The 22318-nt window shown below is 71.9% G+C and carries 14 protein-coding genes and 1 pseudogene; 11 read left to right on the forward strand and 4 right to left on the reverse strand.

Annotated elements, in window-relative coordinates; all coding sequences use genetic code 11:
- Positions 1–48: 48 nt before the first annotated feature.
- Positions 49–900: a trypsin-like serine peptidase gene (locus tag ACIRFL_RS02395; protein WP_404023231.1), complete on the reverse strand. Its 852-nt coding sequence runs from the start codon at positions 898–900 to the stop codon at positions 49–51.
- A 713-nt stretch (positions 901–1613) separates the two neighbouring features.
- Between ACIRFL_RS02395 and ACIRFL_RS02400 the strand changes: the two genes are divergently transcribed.
- From ACIRFL_RS02400 to ACIRFL_RS02425, 6 genes are all read left to right on the forward strand, one after another.
- The gene (locus tag ACIRFL_RS02400) at positions 1614–2825 is read left to right on the forward strand and encodes a pyridoxal phosphate-dependent aminotransferase (RefSeq protein ID WP_404023233.1); all 1212 of its coding nucleotides are present in this window, start codon (positions 1614–1616) and stop codon (positions 2823–2825) included.
- 137 nt (positions 2826–2962) lie between these two features.
- Complete coding sequence (locus ACIRFL_RS02405) at positions 2963–3400, forward strand: hypothetical protein (protein ID WP_404023234.1); 438 nt, start codon at positions 2963–2965, stop codon at positions 3398–3400.
- 199 nt (positions 3401–3599) lie between these two features.
- A complete protein-coding gene (locus ACIRFL_RS02410) occupies positions 3600–4676 on the forward strand; it encodes a hypothetical protein (RefSeq protein WP_404023236.1) in 1077 nt (358 codons plus the stop codon).
- Between the two features lie 15 nt (positions 4677–4691).
- Positions 4692–5909, forward strand: coding sequence for a toxic anion resistance protein (locus tag ACIRFL_RS02415; protein ID WP_404023238.1), 1218 nt, complete (start codon positions 4692–4694; stop codon positions 5907–5909).
- Positions 5906–7447: a substrate-binding domain-containing protein gene (locus tag ACIRFL_RS02420; RefSeq protein ID WP_404023240.1), complete on the forward strand. Its 1542-nt coding sequence runs from the start codon at positions 5906–5908 to the stop codon at positions 7445–7447. The genes ACIRFL_RS02415 and ACIRFL_RS02420 overlap by 4 nt, the downstream gene beginning before the upstream one ends.
- Positions 7434–8051: a hypothetical protein gene (locus tag ACIRFL_RS02425; RefSeq protein ID WP_404023241.1), complete on the forward strand. Its 618-nt coding sequence runs from the start codon at positions 7434–7436 to the stop codon at positions 8049–8051. Before ACIRFL_RS02420 ends, ACIRFL_RS02425 begins: the two co-directional genes overlap by 14 nt.
- Here the strand turns inward: ACIRFL_RS02425 and ACIRFL_RS02430 are convergent.
- A complete protein-coding gene (locus tag ACIRFL_RS02430; RefSeq protein ID WP_404023242.1) occupies positions 8048–9286 on the reverse strand; it encodes an RNA-guided endonuclease InsQ/TnpB family protein in 1239 nt (412 codons plus the stop codon). The two genes, ACIRFL_RS02425 and ACIRFL_RS02430, sit on opposite strands and share 4 nt — an antisense overlap.
- A gap of 416 nt (positions 9287–9702) precedes the next feature.
- Positions 9703–11526: a phosphoenolpyruvate carboxykinase (GTP) gene (locus tag ACIRFL_RS02435; protein ID WP_404023244.1), complete on the reverse strand. Its 1824-nt coding sequence runs from the start codon at positions 11524–11526 to the stop codon at positions 9703–9705.
- A 324-nt stretch (positions 11527–11850) separates the two neighbouring features.
- On the opposite strand from ACIRFL_RS02435, the gene ACIRFL_RS02440 reads away from it, so the two are divergent.
- From ACIRFL_RS02440 to ACIRFL_RS02455, 4 genes and pseudogenes are all read left to right on the forward strand, one after another.
- Positions 11851–12564, forward strand: a complete 714-nt coding sequence (locus ACIRFL_RS02440) for a hemolysin III family protein (protein ID WP_404023245.1) — start codon at positions 11851–11853, stop codon at positions 12562–12564.
- A gap of 189 nt (positions 12565–12753) precedes the next feature.
- Positions 12754–14339 (forward strand): annotated as a pseudogene (locus ACIRFL_RS02445) (MFS transporter).
- Positions 14336–15013, forward strand: a complete 678-nt coding sequence (locus tag ACIRFL_RS02450; RefSeq protein WP_404023246.1) for a TetR/AcrR family transcriptional regulator — start codon at positions 14336–14338, stop codon at positions 15011–15013. The pseudogene ACIRFL_RS02445 and the gene ACIRFL_RS02450 overlap by 4 nt, the downstream one beginning before the upstream one ends.
- A gap of 33 nt (positions 15014–15046) precedes the next feature.
- Positions 15047–15787 (forward strand): Mut7-C RNAse domain-containing protein, encoded by a 741-nt coding sequence (locus ACIRFL_RS02455; protein WP_404023247.1) that lies wholly within the window; start codon positions 15047–15049, stop codon positions 15785–15787.
- A 130-nt stretch (positions 15788–15917) separates the two neighbouring features.
- Here the strand turns inward: ACIRFL_RS02455 and ACIRFL_RS02460 are convergent, their stop codons facing one another.
- Positions 15918–17948 (reverse strand): thioredoxin domain-containing protein, encoded by a 2031-nt coding sequence (locus tag ACIRFL_RS02460; RefSeq protein WP_404023248.1) that lies wholly within the window; start codon positions 17946–17948, stop codon positions 15918–15920.
- A gap of 906 nt (positions 17949–18854) precedes the next feature.
- On the opposite strand from ACIRFL_RS02460, the gene ACIRFL_RS02465 reads away from it, so the two are divergent.
- Positions 18855–22055 carry a tetratricopeptide repeat protein gene (locus ACIRFL_RS02465; RefSeq protein WP_404023250.1) on the forward strand — a complete coding sequence of 1067 codons (3201 nt, stop codon included), beginning with the start codon at positions 18855–18857 and terminating at the stop codon, positions 22053–22055.
- Positions 22056–22318 lie beyond the last annotated feature (263 nt).

Below are 22318 nucleotides of genomic sequence, written 5' to 3' on the forward strand. Positions count from 1 at the left end.
GACGCGTCCGCAGCCGACAACGAACCATCACCGGCCCCAAGCGGAGGGCTACGGCTTGGGCAGGGCGCAGCCACCCGCACTCAGGTTCAGCTTGTTGCCGGTCGTGAAGCAGGCCGGGATCTGGTAGATCTCCTGGGCGTAGTTGATGCCCTGGCGGACGGTGACCGTGCCGGCCTCGTCGACCTCACAGGGGTTGTTCACGGTGCAACGGGCCCCGTCCTCGTTGCCGGTGTTGTTGACGGCGACGACCTTGCCGGTGGCGTTGTCGATCACCGGGGAGCCGGAGGTGCCGCCGATGGTGTTGCAGGCCGAGGTGTAGCGGACGGAGTCCTTCCAGGTCCAGCTGCCCTCCTTCAGGCGGTAGACGAAGCCGTCGATGCTGCAGGCGTAGGTCCGCTTCCAGTAGCCGGAGACGACCGTGATGGCGGTGCCGGCGGTCGGGTGCGTGTTCTGCACGGTCAGGGCGTTGATCCCGTACGTGCTCTTGATCTGCGCGTACGTGGTGGTCAGTTGGTAGATCGTGACGTCCGTGTCGGTCATCGTCGCGTACGCGACCTTGCTGGCGCGCAGCGTGCCGACCTGGGTGGCCGAGGCGTTGAGCAGGCCGAAGGTGCGGCTGGACGCCTGGTCGACGATGACCTGGCCGGCGGCCGGGAAGCCGGTCTCCAGGCAGTGGCCGTTGGTGAGCACGAGGGCCGGGTCGGTGTCGGCGGAGTTCGGGAAGCGGATGACGGAGCCGGAGCAGTTGCTGAGCGCGACGGTGCCGGCGAAGTCGACGGCCTGGATCGCGGGCGCGGCGGCCTTCGCGGGGGCGGTGGTGTCCGTCGCCGCGGCCACCGGTGCCGTGCCCGCCCCGGTGATCACCAGGGTCGCGAGCGCGGCAAGGAGAGGCTTCTTCATGTGGGGGTCCCCTCTGCAGACGTAAGCGACCGGAGATCTTCCGGCCGCCCGCAGTTTTGTCATGCACATTCTGAAGCCGCACAAAGGTCAACAGCAAGGACCCGTACGCACCCTCACCCGCCGCCCTCAGATCCCCGACTCCCCCAAAACCACCCCAAGTTGACCCCGCGCCGAGGCTGCCGTCCATCCTCCGATCGGGGCCACTCACCCCGGCACCCGCGGCAAGCCCGATTCACTACGCGCGCCTGCCGGAGGCCACGCACGACCGCCGCCGACGGCACAGGCACACCCGGGCATCCACCCAGCCGCCGACTCACCCCCTGTCCTCCCCCACGAACCACCCCTGCCACGACCTCCGCGTCCACACCGCCCCGAGCCCCCTCACCCAGCAGACTCGGCTCCGCACCACCCCCGCCCCGTCGGACCCCACTCCCCCACCCCGAGTCGACCGAAGCGCCCCCGGGCCCGTACCCGCGCACCCGGCCCTCGCCCGGGGAGCCATCGACAAGGCGCACGGGGCACCGGCAGCCGCGCACGTCGCTCGCGCGGAGGCGCATGGTGTCACTCGTTCTGGTGGATGTGGGGGGCGGCCAGAAAGGTGACCGGGTGGGCGGGGTTTCGCGGGTGCCGTGGGTCTGTCGGTCGGCGGTCGGGTGTCTCACGTGGCGGATAACACCATCCAAGGGCCGTTACCGGGTCGTAAGCTCGCGGACATGCAGGTGATCCAGTCGACCAAGCTCGCCAACGTCTGTTACGAGATCCGGGGCCCGGTGCTCGAGGAGGCGATGCGGCTGGAGGCGGCCGGACACCGGATCCTCAAGCTGAACACCGGCAACCCGGCGGCGTTCGGCTTCGAGTGCCCGCCCGAGATCCTGGAGGACATCCTCCGCAACGTGTCGTCGGCGCACGGCTACGGCGACGCCAAGGGCCTGCTCGCGGCGCGCCGCGCGGTCGTGATGCACAACCAGACCATCGGCATCGAGACCGACGTCGAGCACGTCTACATCGGCAACGGCGTCTCCGAGCTGATCGTGATGGCGATGCAGGGGCTCCTCGACGACGGGGACGAGGTCCTGGTACCGGCCCCCGACTACCCGCTGTGGACGGCCGCCGTCTCGCTCTCGGGCGGCACCGCCGTCCACTACCGCTGCGACGAGCAGTCCGACTGGATGCCCGACCTCGCCGACGTGGAGCGCAAGGTCACCGACCGCACCAAGGCGATCGTCATCATCAACCCGAACAACCCGACGGGCGCGGTGTACGACGAGGTGATGCTGAAGGGCCTGACGGACATCGCCCGCCGGCACAACCTGCTGGTCTGCTCGGACGAGATCTACGACAAGATCCTCTACGACGGTGCCACGCACACCCCGACGGCCGCGGTCGCCCCGGACCTGCTGACGCTGACGTTCAACGGCATGTCCAAGGCGTACCGGGTGGCGGGCTACCGGGTGGGCTGGATGTCGATCTCCGGGCCGCGGGCGCACGCCGACTCCTACATCGAGGGCCTGACGATCCTGGCGAACATGCGGCTGTGCGCGAACATGCCGGGCCAGCACGGCGTCGTGGCCGCGCTGAGCGGGCGCCAGACGATCAACGAACTGGTGCTGCCGGGCGGGCGGCTGAAGGAGCAGATGGACGTCGCCTACGATCTGCTGACCCAGATCCCGGGGGTCACCTGCGTGCGCCCCAAGGGCGCGCTCTACCTCTTCCCGCGCCTGGACCCGAACGTCTTCAAGATCAAGGACGACCGGCAGATGGTCCTCGACCTGCTGCGCCGCGAGAAGATCATGGTGGTCCAGGGCACCGGCTTCAACTGGCCGGAACCGGACCACTTCCGTGTGGTGACGCTGCCGTCGGCGGGTGACCTGAGGGACGCGGTGACCCGGATCGGCTCGTTCCTGGACGGCTACGCCCAGCCATAGACGGCTACGCCCAGCCGTAGCCGTACCGCCGCACCTCACCCCGGGTAGCCGCCCGACCCGCTTGCGCGATCAGGGTCAACTTTAGACGAGTTCTAAGCTAGGATGGCTTCCTGTCAGAGCACAGGAGGCCATCTCCCATGTACGAACCGATCCGCACCGGACCGTCCCCCCGGTCCCCGCACGGCAACCCGATGGCCGGCACCCCCTCCGACTTCCCCCACCGGTCGCGCGAGGAGGAGCTGGACATCCAGCTCGCCGGACACCTCGCGGCACTGCTCGCCGTCACGGACGAGCTGCGCGCCCTCGCGCCCTGCGACGAGCTGGACACGGCGTCCGCACGGCTCGCCGAGCAGGTGACCCGGCTGCGGGGCGGGCACGCGCCGGCCCGCGCGTCCGGCGCCGCGACCGACCCACGCCCGGCCGCCCTGCACCAGCGGGCGCACGCGCTGGCCGGCCGCGCCCTGGTCGTCGCCGCGTCCCGCGCAGACACCACGGCGGCGATCCTGTCCGCCGAGCGCATGGACGCCCACGCCGCCGCACTGAGCGCCCTGCCGGAACTCAGCGCGGCCCGCTGACCCCTGACCCGGGTCCCCCGACGGCCCCGGTCCGCGCGCACCCGCAGCGACGCGCGGACCGGGCGCCCCAGCCCGCTTCACCCCGTTTCACCCCGCCGAACGGAATGGCCTGTTCCTGTTGCATAACGGGATCGGCCCGACACCCTCCGTTCACCACGCTCCCCATGGAACGTTGAATTCCGGGAGCAGTCTCCCTCGTGTGAGACGTATCGCGGGAATAGTCCTCGCGGTGCTGCTGATCGGCGGCGTGGTGACCGCCGTCGTCGCAGGCCGACAGGGCGAGGACAAGGGCACGGCAACGAAGACCGTGCAGGGAGTGATCGGATCGGAGAAGGCCGAGTTCTTCGCCGATCCCGACGTGGTGAAGGCCCTCGCCGACAAGGGCTTCACCGTGAAGACCGAGTCATCGGGGTCCTGGGCGATGGAAGGACTCGACCTCAAGGGGTACGACTTCGCCTTCCCGTCCAGCCAGGCCCCGGCCGGTCAACTGGCGAAGAAGTACCGGGTGCGTGAGCCGCTGCCGCGCCCCTTCTACTCGCCGCTCGTCGTGGTGGCGCACCGCAGCGCGGCCGACGTGCTCGCCGCGAACGGGCTGGCCACGCTCGACGGCAGGAGCCGCGGCACCCTGAAGATGGCCGCCTACCTCGACGCCGCCCGCCACGACCGGACCTGGCAGCAGCTCAAGGGCGCCGGCCGGCACGGGGAACTGACCGGCACCCTCTACATCGCCAGCACCGACCCGGAGTCCTCCAACTCCGGCGCCCTCTACCTGGCCGCGGCCTCCTACGTCGCGGGCGGCGGCAAGGTCGCCGCGAGCACGGCCGACGTCGACCGCACCGCACCCCTGCTGCGCAAGCTGGTCTCCGTCCAGGGCGCCCAGCAGTCCAGCTCGGACGGCCCGTTCCGGGACTTCATCAGCGGGGCCGGCAATCCGCTGGTGCTGGTGTACGAGTCACAGGTCGCCACGCTCCTCGGCGAACAGAAGTCGGTCGACGACCTGGTCGTCCTCTACCCCGACACCACCGTCAACAGCGACCACACCGTCGTGCCGCTCACCGACGAGGGCCGCGCGCTCGGGGACCTGCTCAGCACCGACCCGACACTGCGCAAGCTCGCCGTCAGGCACGGTTTCCGCCCGCAGGGCGACACCGCCGAGTTCATCGCGGCCACGGCCGACCGTGCCGCCTACCTCAACCAGAAGCTGACCGGTGTCCGGCAGGCGCCCGTGCCCACCTCCGAGGTGCTGCACGAGATGGCCCGCCGGGCACGCGGCTGATCCGGGGGGATACCTATGAGCAGCTTCAACCACATCAGCCCGAGCGGCCATGAGCCGACGCTCAGCGGCGACGACGTCCTCACGCTCACCCCGCCCGAGGCCGTGGCGCCCGTGCCCCGGGAGAAGGCCGGCGGCCTGGTGCCCGTCGAGGCGAGCGTCCGGGAGGACATGTCCCGCAAGGCCGCCGCGTACGTCGAGGGGCTGGCCGCCCTCGACACCCGCTCGCCCGAGTTCGCGGGCAAGGTCGGCGAGATCACCGCCCTCGGCGCCGGTGAGATGCGCAGCGCCGCCGCCCAGTCCAACCGCATGCTGGAACGCGCGGTCCGCAGCCTGCCCGGCAAGGGCGGCGACGCCCAGTCCCTGGTGGCCGGGTCGCTCGTGGAACTCCGCCGGGTCGTCGACGACCTCGACCCGCGCGATCTGCCCGCGAGCAAGGGCCGCAAGTTCCTGTCCCGGCTGCCCGGCGGCAACAAGCTGCGCGACCACGTCGCCAAGTACGCCTCCGCACAGGGCACCCTGAACAAGATCGTCGGCTCGCTGCGCGGCGGCCAGGACGAACTGCGCCGCGACAACGCCGCATTGCAGACCGAGCGGGTGCGGCTGTGGGAGACCATGGGCAAGCTCCAGGAGTACGTCGTGCTCACCGAGGCCCTGGACGGCGCCGTCGCGGGGCACATCGACGGGGTGGCGGCGAGCGACCCCGAGCGGGCCGACGGCCTGCGCGCCGACGTGCTCTTCCCGGTCCGGCAAAAACACCAGGACCTGCTCACCCAGCTCGCGGTGTGCGCGCAGGGCTACCTCGCCATGGATGTCGTACGCCGCAACAACGACGAGCTGATCAAGGGCGTCGAACGGGCGGCCACCACGACCGTCTCGGCGCTGCGCATCTCCGTGATGCTGGCCTCCGCCCTGGACAACCAGAAGAAGGTCATCGAGCAGGTCAACGCCCTGCGCGGGACGACCGAGGACCTGATCCGCGGCAACGCCGAGATGCTGAGCACGCAGAGCGGCGAGATCCAGCGCATCGCCGCCGACCCGGCCGTCGGCGCCGAGACCCTGCGCTCCGCCTTCCAGCAGATCTACCGCACCCTGGACGCGATCGACACCTACAAGGTGCAGGCCACCGAGGCGATGGCGACGACCGTCGAAAGCCTCACCGCCGAACTCCGGCAGGCCAGCACCTACTTGGAGCGCAGCCGCAGGCAGGGCGCCCTGGACGGAGGGCTCGCGTGAGACGACGACTCGCCGTCCTCGCGGCCGCCGCCGCACTCCTGACCGCCTGCACCTCCCAGGAGCACAAGGACCCCTCCGACGGCGGCAACGCGCCCCGGCCCGGCACCCTGCGCGTCCTCGCCTCCAGCGAACTCACGGACATGGCGCCGGTGCTGGAGCGGATACACGAGGACACCGGCATCACCGTCCGCCCCACCTATCTGGGCACCCTCGACGCGATCGACCTGGTGGCGAAGGGCAGGGCCGACGGGGCGTACGACGCGCTGTGGCTGTCGTCCAACGACTATCTGCGGCTGCGCCCGGACGCCGCGAAGAAGGTCGTCTCCGAGACGCCGATCATGTCGAGTCCGGTCGCGATCGGCGTCCGGCAGGAGGCGCTGACCCGGCTGCACTGGAAGCCGGCGCAGGTCACCTGGGCGCGGATCGAACAGGCCGTGCAGGACGGGAAGTTGACCTACGGCATGACCGACCCGGCCCGGTCGAACTCCGGTTTCTCCGCGCTCGTCTCGGTCGCCTCCGCGCTGTCCGGCGCCCAGTCCGCGCTGACCGACGCGGACGTGGCGAAGGCGACGCCGAGGCTCAAGGAGTTCTTCAAGGGCCAGCAGCTGACCTCGGGGTCCTCGGGCTGGCTGGCGTCGGCGTACGCGCGGCGCGGCAACGTCGACGCGCTGCTCAACTACGAGTCCGTCCTCAAGGGCATCCCGGGACTCACCGTGATCCGGCCCACCGACGGCGTGCTCACCGCCGACTACCCGCTCTCCTCGCTCGCCTCCGCCGGCTCCGCCGCCCGCCAGGACGTGCGCCGGCTCGCCGAAGCGCTGCGCGGCGACGCGGTGCAGCGGCTGATCACCGAGCGCACCCATCGCCGTCCTGTCGTCCCGTCGGTCAAACCGGCCGCGGGCCTCGACACCGGCAGACGGCGCGAACTGCCGTTCCCCGGCAGCCGGTCGGTCGCCGACGGGCTGCTCGACTCGTACGAGAACGAACTGCGCCGCCCCTCGCGCACGGTGTATGTGCTCGACACCTCGGGCTCGATGCGGGGTGACCGGTTGGACCGGCTGAAGAGGGCCCTCACCGGTCTCACCGGGGACTTCCGCCGGCGCGAGGAGGTCACCCTGATGCCGTTCGGTTCGGACGTGAAGAGCGTGCGCACCCATGTCGTCAGCCCGTCCGACCCGAAGAGCGGTCTGGACGCCATCCGCAAGGACACCGACGCGCTGTCCGCGCAGGGCGACACCGCCGTCTACACCTCGCTGGAGAAGGCGTACGAGCACCTGGGCGGCGCCGGCGAAACCTTCACCTCGATCGTGCTGATGACGGACGGCGAGAACACCACCGGCGCCGAGGCGGCGGAGTTCGACGCGTTCTACCGCGGTCTGACCCAGGCCGAACGCGAGACCCCGGTCTTCCCCATCCTCTTCGGCGACTCCGACCGGGCGGAGTTGCAGCACATCGCCGACCTGACCGGCGGCCGTCTGTTCGACGCCCGCAAGGGCTCGCTCGACGGAGCCTTCGAGGAGATCCGTGGCTACCAGTAGGTTCCTCGGCTATCTGGAGTCCCGCAAGAACATCGCGGGCGGCGTGGGCGGCCTCGTGGGGCTCGCGCTGACCTTCACCGGGGTGGCGGGACCGTACTGGCCCGTCGTGGTGGCCGGGCTGTACGGGGCGGGCGCGCTGATCGCCCCGCCGGAGCGGCCCGCGCTGCCGGACTTCCCGGATCCGACCGCCCAACTCGACGAGCTGCGCGGCGACTTCGAGACCCTGCGCGGCTATCTCGCGGACGTCGACCTGCCGCCCGCGGCGGCCGGACGGCTGACCGAACTCATCGAGCTGCTGACCGCCCTACTGGATCCGGGGTGGGTCACCGAGGTGCTGGCGCAGGACCCGGAGGGCATGCACGCGCTGTCGCGGGCCGTGCGGCAGGACATCCCCGAGGCGGTCGACACGTTCGTGCGCACCCGGTGGTGGACGCGGCTGACGCCGGGCACCGAGCCGCCGGAGCGCCACCTGGAGCGCCAGCTGACCCTGCTGCACGACGAGGCCGAACGCCTGGCCTCCACACTCCGCGAGGCAGAATCCCGCCGCCAGGAATCCCACACCCGCTACTTGGAAGACCGCTCCAAGTCAACGACCCAGGACTAGAGTCCCGGGCTTACACAACGGGCGCCACTGACTGTGGTGCTGCGTTTGCGTCCTGTCCCACGCTCCGGTTCGGAAAGTGGGTCTGGGGCGGTTGACCGCGCCCCGCGTCGCCACAACTCCCATGCTCTGTCACGGATGTTGCAGGAGCCGTTCCGGTCCGCGTGATCAACGAATCCGCAGGACCAACACGCGAACCAGGCCTGGGAGACCCGGTTCGCCTTGTCGATGTGTCCGCATTCGGCGCAGGTGCGGGAGGTGTACGCCGGATCGACGTGCACGACGGGCACCCCCGCCTTGCGGGCCTTGTACGCGATGAACTGCCCCAGCTGGGCGAAGGCCCAGCTGGAGTGGGTGGCCCGTTGGGGCTTTGCAAGCCGTACCCGCTCACGGATGCCCGTCAGATTCTCCAGGGCGATCCCGCGACCGGTGCGTTCTGCCTCGGCCACCACATGCTTCGCGATCTTGTGGTTGATGTCCTTTGCCCGTCGTGCTTCCTTGCGCCTGCGTTTCTTCAGTCGGCGCTTGGCGGACGGGGTGTTCTTCTTCTGCAGCTTGGTACGGAGCGTGCGTTCCCGGGTGCGGACGCGGTTGAGCTCGCGTCCGGCCATGATCTCGCCGTCGCTGGTGGTGGCGATGTTGACGATGCCCAGGTCGATGCCGAGGAAGTCCACCGGATCGGTGTTCAGCGGCGCTTCGGGAACGTCGCAGGTGGCGTTCAGGAACCACATGCCGTCCCGCCACAGCAGATCGGACTCGCCCCTGCGGTACAGGGCCAGGGTGGCCATCTGCTCCGGTGAGGCGGTGAACGCCACGCCCTTGACCCGCCCGGCAGTCGTCCAGATCGAGATCCGGCGCTGGTCGATCTGCCAGGACAGCATGCGGTCGTCGTAGGGCTGCGCGCCTTCCGGGCGGAAGGCGACCGGCTTCTCCGCCGCCCTGCGGTAGCGTTTCGAGCCCGGCCTGCCCAGGTTCCCGGCCTTGAGGTTGGCCTTCAGCGTGGCGTACGCGTCGCAGGTCTTCTTGATGACGTGCTGGGCGGCCTGCGCCCCCAGCCCCCAGCGGGCCTTGATCTGCCGGTAGGTGTGCTCACGCAGCGCGAAGGTGCTCGTCACACCCTTCTCGAACGCCACGCCGCTCGCCCAGGTTGCCGCTTCGTTGCAGGCACGCAGGGTCGCCTCCAGCGCCGACTCCTGCACAGGCGTCGGCAGCAACTTGACCTGCACCACCAGCTTCACGATCACCAAACCTACACACGTGTACGATCGCCCGGCGTGCGTCCACCATGCGTCACCTGTCCGGGTGAACCCACCACGGCGTGATGCCGCACCGGCTCCGCCGGACACGGCACCCGGCTGCTGCGCGGGCTGAGCATGCACGAACGACACCGCGGCGCTCCGCGCCGCGGTCACTAGGATGCGATTCCTCCCAGGGCAGCCCTGGGGTTCCTCGTAAGAGAGCCTGCTGATCGCTTCGGCCGGGGGCGAAGGCCTGCCGGGTTGCTTCCGTCGGGGCTGACGGGAGGGGCCGGCAGGCCATGGGCCCCGTACGCCGTTGTGCGGGGCCTCGCCGGTCCGGGCACCGCGGCCGGCCGTGACGATCGCTGGTCAGGGCACTCTCCCGGACCGGCCGCGGAGTCTTGTTTCCGCTGGGGTCAGCCCAGGCGCCGTACCAGGGCCCGGTACTCGTCCCAGAGTTCCTGCGGGGTGTGGTCGCCGAAGGTGTTGAGGTGCTCGGGCACCAGCGCGGCCTCCTCGCGCCAGACCTCCGGGTCGACGGTGAGCAGGAAGTCCAGCTGGTCGTCGGTCAGTTCGAGGCCGGCGGTGTCCAGCGCCGCCTTCGACGGCAGGATGCCGATGGGCGTCTCGACGCCCTCCGCCTTCCCGTCAAGGCGCTCCACGATCCACTTCAGGACCCGGCTGTTCTCACCGAAGCCCGGCCACACGAAACGCCCGTCGCCGTCCTTGCGGAACCAGTTGACGTAGTAGATCTTCGGCAGCTTCGACTGGTCCTTGTCCTTGGCCACGTCGATCCAGTGGGCCATGTAGTCGCCCATGTTGTAGCCGCAGAACGGCAGCATGGCGAACGGGTCACGGCGCAGCTCACCGACCTTGCCCTCGGCGGCGGCCGTCTTCTCGGAGGCCACGTTCGCGCCGAGGAAGACGCCGTGGTTCCAGTCGAAGGACTCGGTCACCAGCGGCACCGCGGTGGCCCGGCGCCCGCCGAACAGGATCGCGGAGATCGGCACGCCCCTCGGGTCCTCCCACTCCGGCGCGATGATCGGGCACTGCGCGGCGGGGACGGTGAAGCGGGCGTTGGGGTGGGCCGCCGGGGTCTGCGACCCGGGCGTCCAGTCGTTGCCCTTCCAGTCGGTCAGATGGGCCGGGGCCTGCTCCGTCATGCCCTCCCACCAGATGTCGCCGTCGTCGGTGAGCGCGACGTTGGTGAAGACCGCGTTGCCCCACAGTGTCTTCATCGCGTTGGCGTTGGTGTGCTCGCCGGTGCCCGGCGCCACGCCGAAGAAGCCGGCCTCGGGGTTGATCGCGTACAGGCGGCCGTCCTCGCCGAACCGCATCCACGCGATGTCGTCGCCGATGGTCTCCACGGTCCAGCCGGAGACCGTGGGCTCCAGCATGGCGAGGTTCGTCTTGCCGCAGGCGCTCGGGAAGGCCGCGGCGACGTACTTGGCCTCACCGGTGGGCGGGGTGAGCTTGAGGATCAGCATGTGCTCGGCCAGCCAGCCCTCGTCGCGGGCCATGACGGAGGCGATGCGCAGCGCGTAGCACTTCTTGCCGAGCAGCGCGTTGCCGCCGTACCCGGAGCCGTAGGACCAGATCTCGCGGTCCTCGGGGAAGTGCGAGATGTACTTGGTCTGGTTGCACGGCCAGGGGACGTCCTGCTGGCCTTCGCCGAGCGGTGCGCCGACGGAGTGCACGGCCTTCACGAAGAAGCCGTCGGAGCCCAGCTCGTCGAGGACGGCCCGGCCCATGCGCGTCATGGTGCGCATCGAGACGGCGACGTACGCGGAGTCGGTGATCTCCACGCCGAGCGCGGAGAGCTTGGATCCCAGCGGGCCCATGCAGAACGGCACCACGTACATGGTGCGGCCCCGCATCGCCCCGCGGAACAGGCCCTTCTCGCCGGTGAAGACGTCCCGCATCCGCTCGGGGGCCATCCAGTGGTTGGTCGGACCGGCGTCCTCCTCCTTCGCGGAGCAGATGAACGTCCGGTCCTCGACCCGGGCGACGTCGGTCGGGTCGGAGGCCGCGTAGTAGGAGTGGGGGCGCTTGACCGGGTCGAGTTCCTTGAAGGTGCCCCTGCTGACGAGCTCCCCGCACAGTCGCTCGTACTCGGCCTCGGATCCGTCACACCAGACCACGTTGTCCGGCTGGGTCAGTTCGGCGATCTCGTTCACCCACGAGATCAGTTCCTGATGGTTGGTGGGGATGACGGTGGGAGCCGCGATGTCGCGCGCCACGATTGCTCCTAAATGAGGGATTTTTTTCTTTTGGCCCCATGGGGGCTGCGGCCCGGATGCTTCGTAGCCGCTCATCCGGTGCCGACTGCACTCATTTGATCATCCGACGCGACTGCGCATCTGTCCAGAGGGCCGCACAGGTGAGCGGCGTGAGGAACGCCACGATCAGCGGGTTCCGGCCCGTTTCTTTACGTGCACGTAGCGTTCACCTGGCGGTCTCTTTACGTCCTGTCTCGTGCGAGTCCATGAGAGGATGACCACTATCAAGTGCTCATCAGCCTCCGCTGATACGCAACTTACGGTTCCGTAGGTACGATGCCGGGCATGACTGCGCCCGCCCCCGACGCGCCCCTGGACCCGCCGGCCGCCGGCCGCGGTCCCACCGCGCTCTCACTGCCGCATCCGATCAAGCCCAAGCTGCGCGGCTGGCTGCATCTCGGCATGTTCCCGGCCGTCCTCGTGGCGGGCCTGATCCTCACCGCGCTCGCCGACTCCAGCCGGGGCCGGGTCGCCTGCGGCATCTACGTGCTGACCGCCTGCCTGCTGTTCGGCGTGAGCGCGCTGTACCACCGGGGCAACTGGAGCCCGCGCATGGACGGCATCCTGCGCCGTCTCGACCACGCCAACATCTTCCTGATCATCGCGGGCACCTACACACCGCTGACCCTGCTGCTCCTGCCGGGCGCCAAGGGGCAGTGGCTGCTGTGGGGGATCTGGGCCGCCGCAGCGGCGGGCATCGTCTTCCGCGTCTTCTGGGTGGGCGCACCGCGCTGGCTCTACACGCCCTGCTACATCGCCATGGGCTGGGCGGCCGTCTTCTTCCTGCCGGACTTCCTGCGCAGCGGCGGCATCGCGGTCCTGGTCCTGGTGATCGCGGGCGGGATCCTGTACAGCGCGGGCGGCGTGATCTACGGCATCAAGCGGCCGAACCCGTCACCGCGCTGGTTCGGCTTCCACGAGGTGTTCCACTCGTTCACCCTCGCCGCCTTCGTCGTGCACTACGTCGGCATCTCCCTGGTGGCCTACCAGCACGCGTAGACCCGCACCCCCGCAGACAGGGCCACGGCTTGCGAGCCGTGGCCCTTTTCGTGTGCGCCGAAAATTGCCCTCTATTGACATCAACCATCTTTTGACAGCTACTCTCATTTCAGGGCTACTGTCACTCAAAGCGTCACCCCGACCCCTGACCCGCGCCGCTGGTGGGCCCTCGGCGCCCTGGTCGCGAGCATGCTGGTACTCGGCTTCGACATGGACGATCCTCAACGTGGCGCTGCCCACCATGGCCGAACAGCTCGGTGCCACCACCGGCGAGCAGCTGGGGGTCCCCCCAGGCGTTTAGCACTGGGGGAGGATGGCGGACGCCTATGTCGTCGTCTTCGCCGCGCTGATGCTCCCGGCCGGACTGCTCGGCGACCGGTTCGGCCGACGGCTGATGCTGATCGCCGGGCTCGCCGTGTTCCTCGCGGGCTCGCTCGTCGGCAGCCTGGCCGGCGATGTGAACGCGGTGATCGCGGCTCGCGCCGTGATGGGCGTCGGCGGCGCCCTCGTCATGCCGCTCGCCCTGTCCGTGCTGCCCTCGCTGTTCGGACCCGGGGAGCGCGCCAAGGCCGTCGGCGTCATCTCGGCCGCCTCGGCGCTCGGCATGCCGCTCGGCCCGATCCTCGGCGGCTGGCTGCTCAACCACTTCTGGTGGGGCTCGGTCTTCCTGATCAACGTCCCCATGGTCGCCATCGGCATCGCCGCCTGCCTCTTCCTGCTGCCCGAGACCCTCCCCCAAGTTCTCGACTCCGCTCGAACAGGGGGCCCCATCCCCGCCTCCCCCAAGGTCGACGCCGTCTCCACGGCGCTCACCGCCACCGGCCTCCGCGCCCTCATCTACGCGATCATCGAGGCACCGGAGCGCGGCTGGGGCGACCCGCTGGTGCTCGGCCTCGTCGCCGCCGCCGTCGTCCTGCTCGCCGCCCTGGTGGTGCGCGAGCGCCGCGCGGCCCGTCCCATGCTCGACATGTCCCTGCTCGGCCAGCGCGGCTTCCTGGTCAACTCGGTCGCCGCGACCCTCGTGACGTTCGTCCTGTCCGGTCTGCTGTTCGTGCTGCCCCCCTACCTCCAGGCCGTCCTCGGCAACGACGCCCTCGGCACCGGGGTGCGGCTGCTGCCGATGATGGGCGGCCTGCTGATCGCCGCCCGGGGCGCCCAGCCGGTCGTCGCCCGGTTCGGCGCGCGGGCCGTGGTCAGCGCCGGACTCGTCGTCCTCGCCTTCGCGGCGTTCCTCGGCACCGCACCACCGTCGACTCCGGCTACGGATTCACCGCGCTGTGGCTGTCGGTCGCCGGGCTCGGATTCGGCTTCGCGATGGTCCCGGCGATGGACGGCGCCCTCGGCGCACTGCCCGCCGAACGGGCCGGCTGGGGGTGCCCCCACGCCCTTGAGGCAGTGGGGGAGGTTCCGGACTGCTGATGACCCTGCGCCAGGTCGGCGCGGCGATCGGCATCGCCCTGCTCGGCAGCCTGCTCGCGGGCGCCTTCCGCGACCGGCTCGACGTCACCGGGCTGCCCGGGCCGGCGGCCCACACCGCCCGGGAGTCCGTGGTCGCCGCCCACCTGATCGCCGAGCGGTCGGGCGCGACCCAGCTGGCGGCCTCCGCGAACAGCGCGTTCGTGCACGCCATGGGCCTGGTCCTGGTGGTGTGCGGCATCGCGTCCCTGGCCGCCGCCCTGCTGGCCGCCGCGTTCCTGCCGGGTGCCGCGGCAGCCCGGGGAGCGGCCGGCGAGATCCCGGCCGTGGTCACACCCCCGGCGGATGTCCGACAATGACCTCCATGACGGCCGCACGCTCCCCCAAGCTCTCCCCGCCGCCCGAACGGGACGGTGCCACCTGCGCCCCCGCCGACCGTCCCCAGCTCGGTCTGCGGGAACGGAAGAAGATCAAGACGCGGGAGGCGATCCGCGCCGCGACGTACCGGCTGGTCTCGGAACAGGGGTACGACGCCACCACGGTCGAGCAGATCGCGGAGCGCGCCGAGGTGTCGCCGTCCACGGTCTTCCGCTACTTCCCCACGAAGGAGGACATCGTCCTCACCGACGAGTGGGACCCGATCATCCTGGAGGAACTGCGCGCCCGGCCCGCCGACGAGCCGTGGCCGCAGTCCCTGCGGTACGTCATGCAGCGGGCCGCGAGCCTGGGCCTCAGCGACGGCCCCGAGGTGACCCGGCTGCGCACGAAGCTGATGGTCGAGGTGCCCGCGGTGCGCTCGCGGACGATGGAGACCATGTCGGTCACCGGCCGTCTGCTGTGCCGGGCCATCGGCGAGCGCACCGGCCGCGACCCCGACTCCCTGGAGGTGCGGGTCTGGGCGATGTCCCTGGTCGGCGGCCTGATGGAGGTCTCCCTGTACTGGGCCGAGAACGACCACCGGGACGACGTCGTCGACCTCATCGACCGCGCCCTCGACGTCCTGGAGCACGGCCTGCCCGTCGAAAAGCCCTGAGGCCCGCGGCCCGGCCCGTGGCATCCTGGCCGGGTGAACGGTCCCGAGATCCAGGTGGAAGTCGCTCCCCTGCTGAGGCTGTTCGTCCCGCACGCCCGGCGCCACGGCGCCTGCGCGCTCGCCACCGACGGCGTCTCCACCCTCGGCCATGTCGTCGAGTCCCTGGGCGTCCCGCTCACCGAGGTCGGCGCCCTGGTGGTGGACGGCCGGCCGGTGCCCGTGTCACACGTCCCGGCGGCGGGTGAGACGGTACTGGTGCGGGCGGTGGAGCGGCCCCAGCGGATCCCGGGCGCCCCGCTGCGTTTCCTGCTCGACGTGCACCTGGGCACCCTCGCCCGGCGGCTGCGGCTGCTCGGCGTGGACACGGCCTACGAGTCGACGGACATCGGCGACCCGGCGCTGGCCGCACGCTCCGCGGCCGAAAAACGGGTCATGCTCAGCCGCGACCGCGGTCTGCTGCGCCGCCGCGAACTGTGGGCGGGCGCCTTCGTCTACAGCACCCGGCCCGGCGACCAACTCCGCGACGTCCTGGACCGGTTCGCGCCCGAGCTGCGGCCCTGGACGCGCTGCACCGCCTGCAACGGCCTGCTCCGGGCGGCCACCAAGGACGAGGTGGCCGACCAGCTCAAAGGGGGCACGCACCGCTCGTACGACGTCTTCGCGCAGTGCCGGGAGTGCGGGCGCGCCTACTGGAAGGGCGCCCACCACGAACAGCTGGAAGCCATCGTGGAACGCGCCCTCGACGAGTTCGCCGGCCCGCGCCGAAAGGCCTGACGTCCCGTCACCTCCCCCTCGCCGCAACTGCTGCCGCCGCGCTCGCGGTCCGGCCACGGCGGGTCGCCCCCGCCGTTGACCTCGGCGATTCGCCCGCCTCTCGCGTACCGGCCGCTGGGGGCATGCCGTTTCAGGTGCTCAGCGCGGTGCGCAACCGTTCCGGGTCGGTCGTCGGGGCGTCACAGGTGAAGTTCCGGCAGACGTAGGCGGCGGGCGCGCCGCCCACCAGGGGCCGGTCGGCGAGGAGCGGGAACTCGTCGCCGTCCGCGACCCCGGCGGCTACGACGGCGCCGGGGGCGGCACCCAGAAGCGCCGTGCGGTGCAGGGTCTGTGTCGCCTCGTCGTACAGGTCCGGGCCGACGACCGCGATCTCCCGCGGGCCGTCGAGCAGGGCCTCCGCGACGGCGAGCCCCCAGCCGATGAAGCGCGGCACCCGCGGCCCGAGGGCGGCCACCACCCCCAACGCCCGCTCCGCGGCGGTGCGATGGGGCTCGGAACCGGTGTGGGCGGCATAGCTCAGCAGGGCGCCGGCGGCGGCGGTCCAGCCGGCCGGGGTGGCGTTGTCGGTGGGGTCCTGCGGGCGGCGGATGAGCCGTTCGGCGTCGGCCGCGGTGTCGTAGAGCGCGCCGCCGTCCGGGTCGGTGAAGCGGGCGAGCACCTGGTCGAGAAGCAGTCCGGCGAAGTCGAGCCAGACTCCCTCGCCGGTGACGGAGGCGAGCGCCAGGAAGCCCTCGGCGACATCGGCGTAGTCCTCCAGCACGCCCGCGTTGCCGCCGGCCCGGCCGCCCCGGCTGGTGCGGACCAGCCGGCCGCTCTCGTCCAGGTGCACCCGGACCAGCAGATCGGCCGCGGCGCCCGCGGCCTCGACCAGGTCGGGCCGGTCGAAGTAGGCGCCGGTCTCGGCCAGCGCGGCGACGGCGAGACCGTTCCAGGCGGCGACGACCTTGTCGTCGCGGCCCGGGGCCGGGCGGTCCTGCCGTGCCCGGAACAGCCGCTCCCGCACCGAGGCGATCCGCTCCGCGTCCGCCACGCCCTCGCCCTGCGGGAGCCGCAGCACGGAACGGCCGTGTTCAAAGGTGCCCTCCTCGGTCACCCCGAAGTGCTGGGCGGCGAGCGGAGCGTCGTCCCCGAGCACGTCACGCAGTTGCTCGGGCGTCCACACGTAGTACGCGCCCTCGACGTGCCGCCCGCTGCCGTCGTCGCTGTCGGCGTCGAGCGCGGAGGCGAACCCGCCCTCGGCGGTGCGCAGTTCGCGGACCATGAAGTCGGCGGTCTCCAGGGCGACCCGGCGGGCCTGCCCGGAACCGGTGGCACGCCACAGATGCGCATAGACCCGGCACAGCAGGGCGTTGTCGTAGAGCATCTTCTCGAAGTGCGGCACTGTCCAGTCCCGGTCGACGGAGTACCGGGCGAACCCGCCGCCGAGCTGGTCGTAGATCCCGCCCCGCGCCATCCGCTCGCAGGTTTCCTGGGCCATCTGCAGGGCGCCCTCGGAACCGGTGCGGGCGTGGTGCCGGAGCAGGAACTCGATGACCATGGACGGCGGGAACTTCGGCGCGCCGCCGAATCCGCCGCGCTGCGGGTCGTACTCGCGGGTCAGCCCGAGCAGGGCCTGCGCCTGCTCCTGCTCGCCGGGCGGTCGCGCGCCCCCGTAGTCGATCTCCCGCCCGGCGAGGTCGCGCACGATCTTCCCGGCGACCTCGGTCACCTCGTCCTGCCGCTCCGCCCATGCCTGCCGGACCCCTTCGAGCACCTGCCGGAACGAGGGCGACCCGTGCCGGGGCGCCGGCGGGAAATAGGTGCCGAAGTAGAAGGGCTCGGCGTCCGGCGTGAGGAACACGGTCATCGGCCACCCGCCCTGCCCGGTGGCCGCCTGCACGGCCTCCATGTAGACGGCGTCCACGTCCGGCCGCTCCTCGCGGTCCACCTTGACGCTGACGAAGTGCTCGTTCATGAAGGCCGCCGTCGCCGCGTCCTCGAACGACTCGTGCGCCATGACGTGACACCAGTGGCAGCTGGAATAGCCGACGCTGAGCAGCACCGGCAGCCCCCGCCGCCGTGCCTCCTCGAACGCCCCGTCCGACCAGGGCCACCAGTCGACCGGGTTGTCGGCGTGCTGGAGCAGGTAGGGAGAGGTTTCATGAGCCAGTCGGTTCGGCATACCCCCATACTGCCGCACGGGCTCCCGTCGATCGCCCCGACGCCCGGCCCTCGGCCGGGGTCCCGCCCGTGCCACCTCGATCGGCGCAAGGCCCGACCGGGCGCACGCGGGAACGCTCCGGCACCCCGGCGGCCACGGGCCCCGCCGGTGCGTGTGTCGGACCTGACTGAACCCCGACCTTGGGCTTCCGCCCCGGCACTGGGCTCGGCCCCGGCCCCGGCTTCCGTCCCGGCACTGGACTCCTGCCCGGCCCTCCGCTCCTGCCCCGGCCTTGGGCTTCCACCCCAGCCCCTGAACTCCCGCCCCGGCCCCCGGCTCCCGCCCCGGCACTGGACTCCTGCCCCGGCCCCCGGCTCCCGCCCCGGCACTGGACTCCTGCCCCGGCCCCTCAGCTTCCGCCCCGGCCCCCGGCTCCCGCCCCGGCACTGGACTCCTGCCCCGGCACTGGACTCCTGCCCCGCCCAAGTCCCCTGCCCCTGTCCGGCGGCACCGACCGCCCGGGGAGCGGCACGGGATCCGGGCGGCGGTGCGCCGTTGGGGCCGCCCGCGACACGGACGCGCCGCGGGTCTCGTTGATCCGCACGGGAGTGTCCGCACGGGAGTGTCCGCACGGGAGTGTCCGCACAGGGATGGCGACCCCCGCCCGTCCGCTGCCGAGGCCGGTGGGCCCCGGCGATGACCGCCGGCTGGGAGCGGACCCGCGCACCGAGCTTGGCCGTGGCCCGGTTCACCTGTCCCATTGCCGGGATGTCTCCGACATCCGGACCGTAGGGCGTACGGTCGCGGCGGTCCCGCTCGACCGCTTCCGTACGTTCGCCGCCCTCCGTGATCGCCGCCCCCTCGCGCTCACGCCTCAGGCGAAGGACACTCGTAGCCAACGGAGTTGCCGCCTAAGGGGGACGGGACATGCGGGACAGCCATCGGGCCGAGGCCGAGCGGCTGGTGGTGCGGGCCGTCGAGGAGGAGGTACGACGCTCGGGCGGGCGCATCGACGGGCAGGTACTGCTGTCGCGGGCGCGCGGCTCGCTGGACGCCATGGCGCAGACGGCCGCCGAGGAGTACGCCGCGTACACGCACGCGCTCGACGAGACGGAGGCCGGCCGGCTGACCTTCGGACAGCGGTATGCGAAGGAGGGCGCCGGAACTCCCCTGCTGGTGGCAGGCGTTGCCGCGGTGGCCGCGGCCGTGACCGACCTGTCGCTGGGCACCGGGGCGGGCACGGCGCTCGGCGCGGGCGTGGCCGTGGGCGTCGTGGGCGCCGCCGCCACCGTGGTGAAGGTGGCCGGCTCCCATCTGCCGGCCGCACACCACCGCGCGGGCGCCGCCGGCCAGCCCGGCGGGCCCGAACAGCTGCGGCTGCAGTGGCTGACGGCACTGGAGGTACGCGGCATCCGGCCCTTCCTCGACCAGCAGCGGGTGCTCAGCGCCTCCACGGGCCCGAAGAAGACGGGCCCGCAACTGCGCGGCTCGGACAAGAGCGCGGCGGCCCGCAGGCGCACCGTACTCAAGGAGTCCTTCGGGCAACTCCCCGAACCCGAGGGCCCGTTCGCCGGGCGCCGGCCGGAGATGGCGCGGCTCAGGCAGTGGGTGCAGGCGGCCCGGGCGAGCACGGAGACCCGGCCGACGGTGGTCGTACTGCACGGCAGGCCGGGCTCGGGCCGCACCACGCTCGCGGTCCGTGCCACACACGACCTGCGGGACCACTTCCGCGGCGCGGTCGTGGTCGATCTGCGCGGAGGCAGCCGGGAGGAGCCGCCGCTGCCGACCCGCGACGCCCTGCTGCACCTGCTCAACCGGCTCGGGGCACCCCGCGAACAACTGCTGTTCCGTGAGCGCTCCTCCCCCGACCAGCAGCTGAAGCGGCTCAGCGAGCTGTACCACCAGCATCTGACCGGCCTGCCGGTGACCATCGTTCTCGACGACGCCTCGGACCCCGAGCAGATCCGCACCCTCGTCCCCGAGCGCTCCGACAGCCTGGTCCTGATCACCGCCGAGCAGCCGCTCCGGCTGCCCGCTGACCTCCCGGCCTGGATGCACCACCTGCCGGTCGAACCGCTGGACGCGGCGGGCGCGGAGGAGCTGCTGGGCGCCGCCGCACAGGACGCTTCGGGTCCCTACGACGCCGAATCCGCGGACCGTGTCCGGGAGTTGTGCGGCGGGCTGCCGCTGGCCCTGCACATCGCCGGCTCGTCGCTCGGCCCGCGCTCACCGCGCCGGCTGGCCACGGACCTCGATGCGTACGGCCCGGTGGATCCGGTCGAACGCGTCCTGTGGCTGCGCTACACCGACCAGTCGGAGACGGACCGCCGGCTGCTGCGCCGGCTCGCCCTGGCCGGCCGCGCCTCCCTCGGCGCCGCGGCGGCCGCCGCCCTGCTCGGCACGGACGAGGCGGAGGCTTCCCGCCGGCTGGCCGCGCTCGCCCGGGCGGGCCTGATCGACCATGTGCGGGGCCGCCGGTACCGGCTGCACGACGTGGTCCGCGCGTTCGCCCACGCCCGGCTCCTGGACGAGGAGGACCCGGCGCAGCGCACGGCGGCGCAGGAGCGGCTGATCGAGAACTACGGCGAGCTGGCCGACTCCGTGCTCCGCCTGGTCGACGGGAACATGTCGACCCGCTCGGACCGCTTCGGGCCGCACGGCTTCACCTCCCTGGACGAGGCCCTGCGCTGGCTGGACGACGAGTCCAGCTTCATCACGGCGGCGCTGCGCCACGCGGAGGGCGTCAACCAGGCGGCCGTGCTGAACCTGCTCGGCGCGCTGTGCGACTACTGCCTGCTGCGCGGCGACCTGTACCGCCTTGGTGAGATCAGCGAGCTGGCCCAGGCCGTCGACCAGGGCCTGCTGATCCGTTCGGTGCAGTGGCGCACCGGCATCGCCGCCCGGCAGCTGGGCGAGCTGGACAAGGCCCGTACGACGCTCAGCTCGGTCGTCGACCTGTATCTGGAGGCCCATCACGACGCGGGCGCCGCCCGCGCCCTGTGCTCCCTGGGCATCACGCTGCACCACCAGGGCAGCCTCACGGAGGCCGCCGCCAAGCTCCAGGAGGCGCTGGACCTCCAGGCGGCGCCCGAACTGGCCACCGACCGGGCGTGGACGATGCACGCCCTGGCCGCGGTCCAGCGCGACAGGGCCCGGCTGCCGGAGGCCCTGGACCTGCTGGAACGGTCCCTGGTCCTGCACCGCGAGGGCGGCTCGGTGCACGGCGAGGCATGGGCGCACTTCCAGCTCGGCCAGCTGGCGCTGCGGATGGGCGACGTACCGCGTGCGGAGCGGGAGTTGCAGGCCGCCCTCGACCGTTACGGCCGCACCCGGGACGCCCGCGGCGAGGCGTGGGCCCTCACCCAGCTGGCCCGGGCCCGGCTCCTCGACGGCGACGCGGCCCAGGCGGCCGACGCGCTGCGGCAGGCCGCCGTCCGGCACCGGGACAACGAGGACGCGCGCGGCGAGGCATGGACGCTCTACTACCTCGGGCAGGCCCTGGAGGAGACGGGCGACCTGGACCGTGCCGTACGCGAGCTGGAGCGGTCGCGGACGATGTTCTCCCGGATGCGGGACGTCTACGGCCTGGCCTGCGCCCGCCACCACTCGGCCCGCGTCACCCGGGACCAGCGCGCCGCCCGGACCGGCTCGCTGCGCAACTCCGGGTTCGCCCGCCAGCTCCTGGTGGACGCCCGCGCCGACTTCCAGCGCATCGGCGTCACCCACGGCGAGGCGTGGACCTGTCTGGAACTGGCGGTCGTGGACGCGGGCAACGCCCGCACCCAGCAGGCACTGGCCCTGTGCGACGAGGCGATCGGCCTGTTCACCTCGTACGGCGACCGGCGCGGCGAGGACTGGGCCCGCTTCCTGCGCTGCACGCTGCTGCCCTATGCCGCCCCCGGTGGGGTGGAGGTCGGCACGGCGGTGGCCCAGGAGGAACTGGCCCAGCTGGGCCGTGCGCCGCACGCCAACCGGGACGCCAAGCTGGCCGGCTATCTGGCGGCGTACGGGCTGCTGCTGGAGCGCGGCGTACAACTGGAGGCGGGCTGGCAGGCCTGGCGCCTCGGCATGGTCCCCAACCGCCACGCCCGCGAAATCATGGGCGTCCCCACCCCAGCCCCCCAATAAGCCCGCTGCCCGCAAGCCCGCCGCCAACCACACAATGACGGCGACCGGACCGAACCAGCTCTGCGTGAGCCCGAGCCTGCCGCAGGCGACCATGTGGTGAGCGCGCGGCTACCCGTGCCGAGCCGCGCGATGGCGCCGACGGGGCGGAGCCGGTCCTCGCGGTGAGCACGGGGCCTGCCGGTGGCGCCGCGCCGTGAGCGCCCGCTCGGCCAGACCCCGCCCAGCGGTGGGCGTCTGGCCTGCCGGTGCCAGCCGCACGATGG

The sequence above is a fragment of the Streptomyces sp. NPDC102462 genome, from assembly GCF_044765425.1.
Lineage (GTDB): Bacteria > Actinomycetota > Actinomycetes > Streptomycetales > Streptomycetaceae > Streptomyces.

Bases quoted from the DNA above. Each gene is read 5' to 3' on its own strand.
- ACIRFL_RS02395 (WP_404023231.1), bottom strand. From the start codon at position 900: ATGAAGAAGCCTCTCCTTGCCGCGCTCGCGACCCTGGTGATCACCGGG.
- ACIRFL_RS02400 (WP_404023233.1), top strand. From the start codon at position 1,614: ATGCAGGTGATCCAGTCGACCAAGCTCGCCAACGTCTGTTACGAGATC.
- ACIRFL_RS02405 (WP_404023234.1), top strand. From the start codon at position 2,963: ATGTACGAACCGATCCGCACCGGACCGTCCCCCCGGTCCCCGCACGGC.
- ACIRFL_RS02415 (WP_404023238.1), top strand. From the start codon at position 4,692: ATGAGCAGCTTCAACCACATCAGCCCGAGCGGCCATGAGCCGACGCTC.
- ACIRFL_RS02440 (WP_404023245.1), top strand. From the start codon at position 11,851: ATGACTGCGCCCGCCCCCGACGCGCCCCTGGACCCGCCGGCCGCCGGC.
- ACIRFL_RS02450 (WP_404023246.1), top strand. From the start codon at position 14,336: ATGACCTCCATGACGGCCGCACGCTCCCCCAAGCTCTCCCCGCCGCCC.
- ACIRFL_RS02460 (WP_404023248.1), bottom strand. From the start codon at position 17,948: ATGCCGAACCGACTGGCTCATGAAACCTCTCCCTACCTGCTCCAGCAC.
- ACIRFL_RS02465 (WP_404023250.1), top strand. From the start codon at position 18,855: ATGCGGGACAGCCATCGGGCCGAGGCCGAGCGGCTGGTGGTGCGGGCC.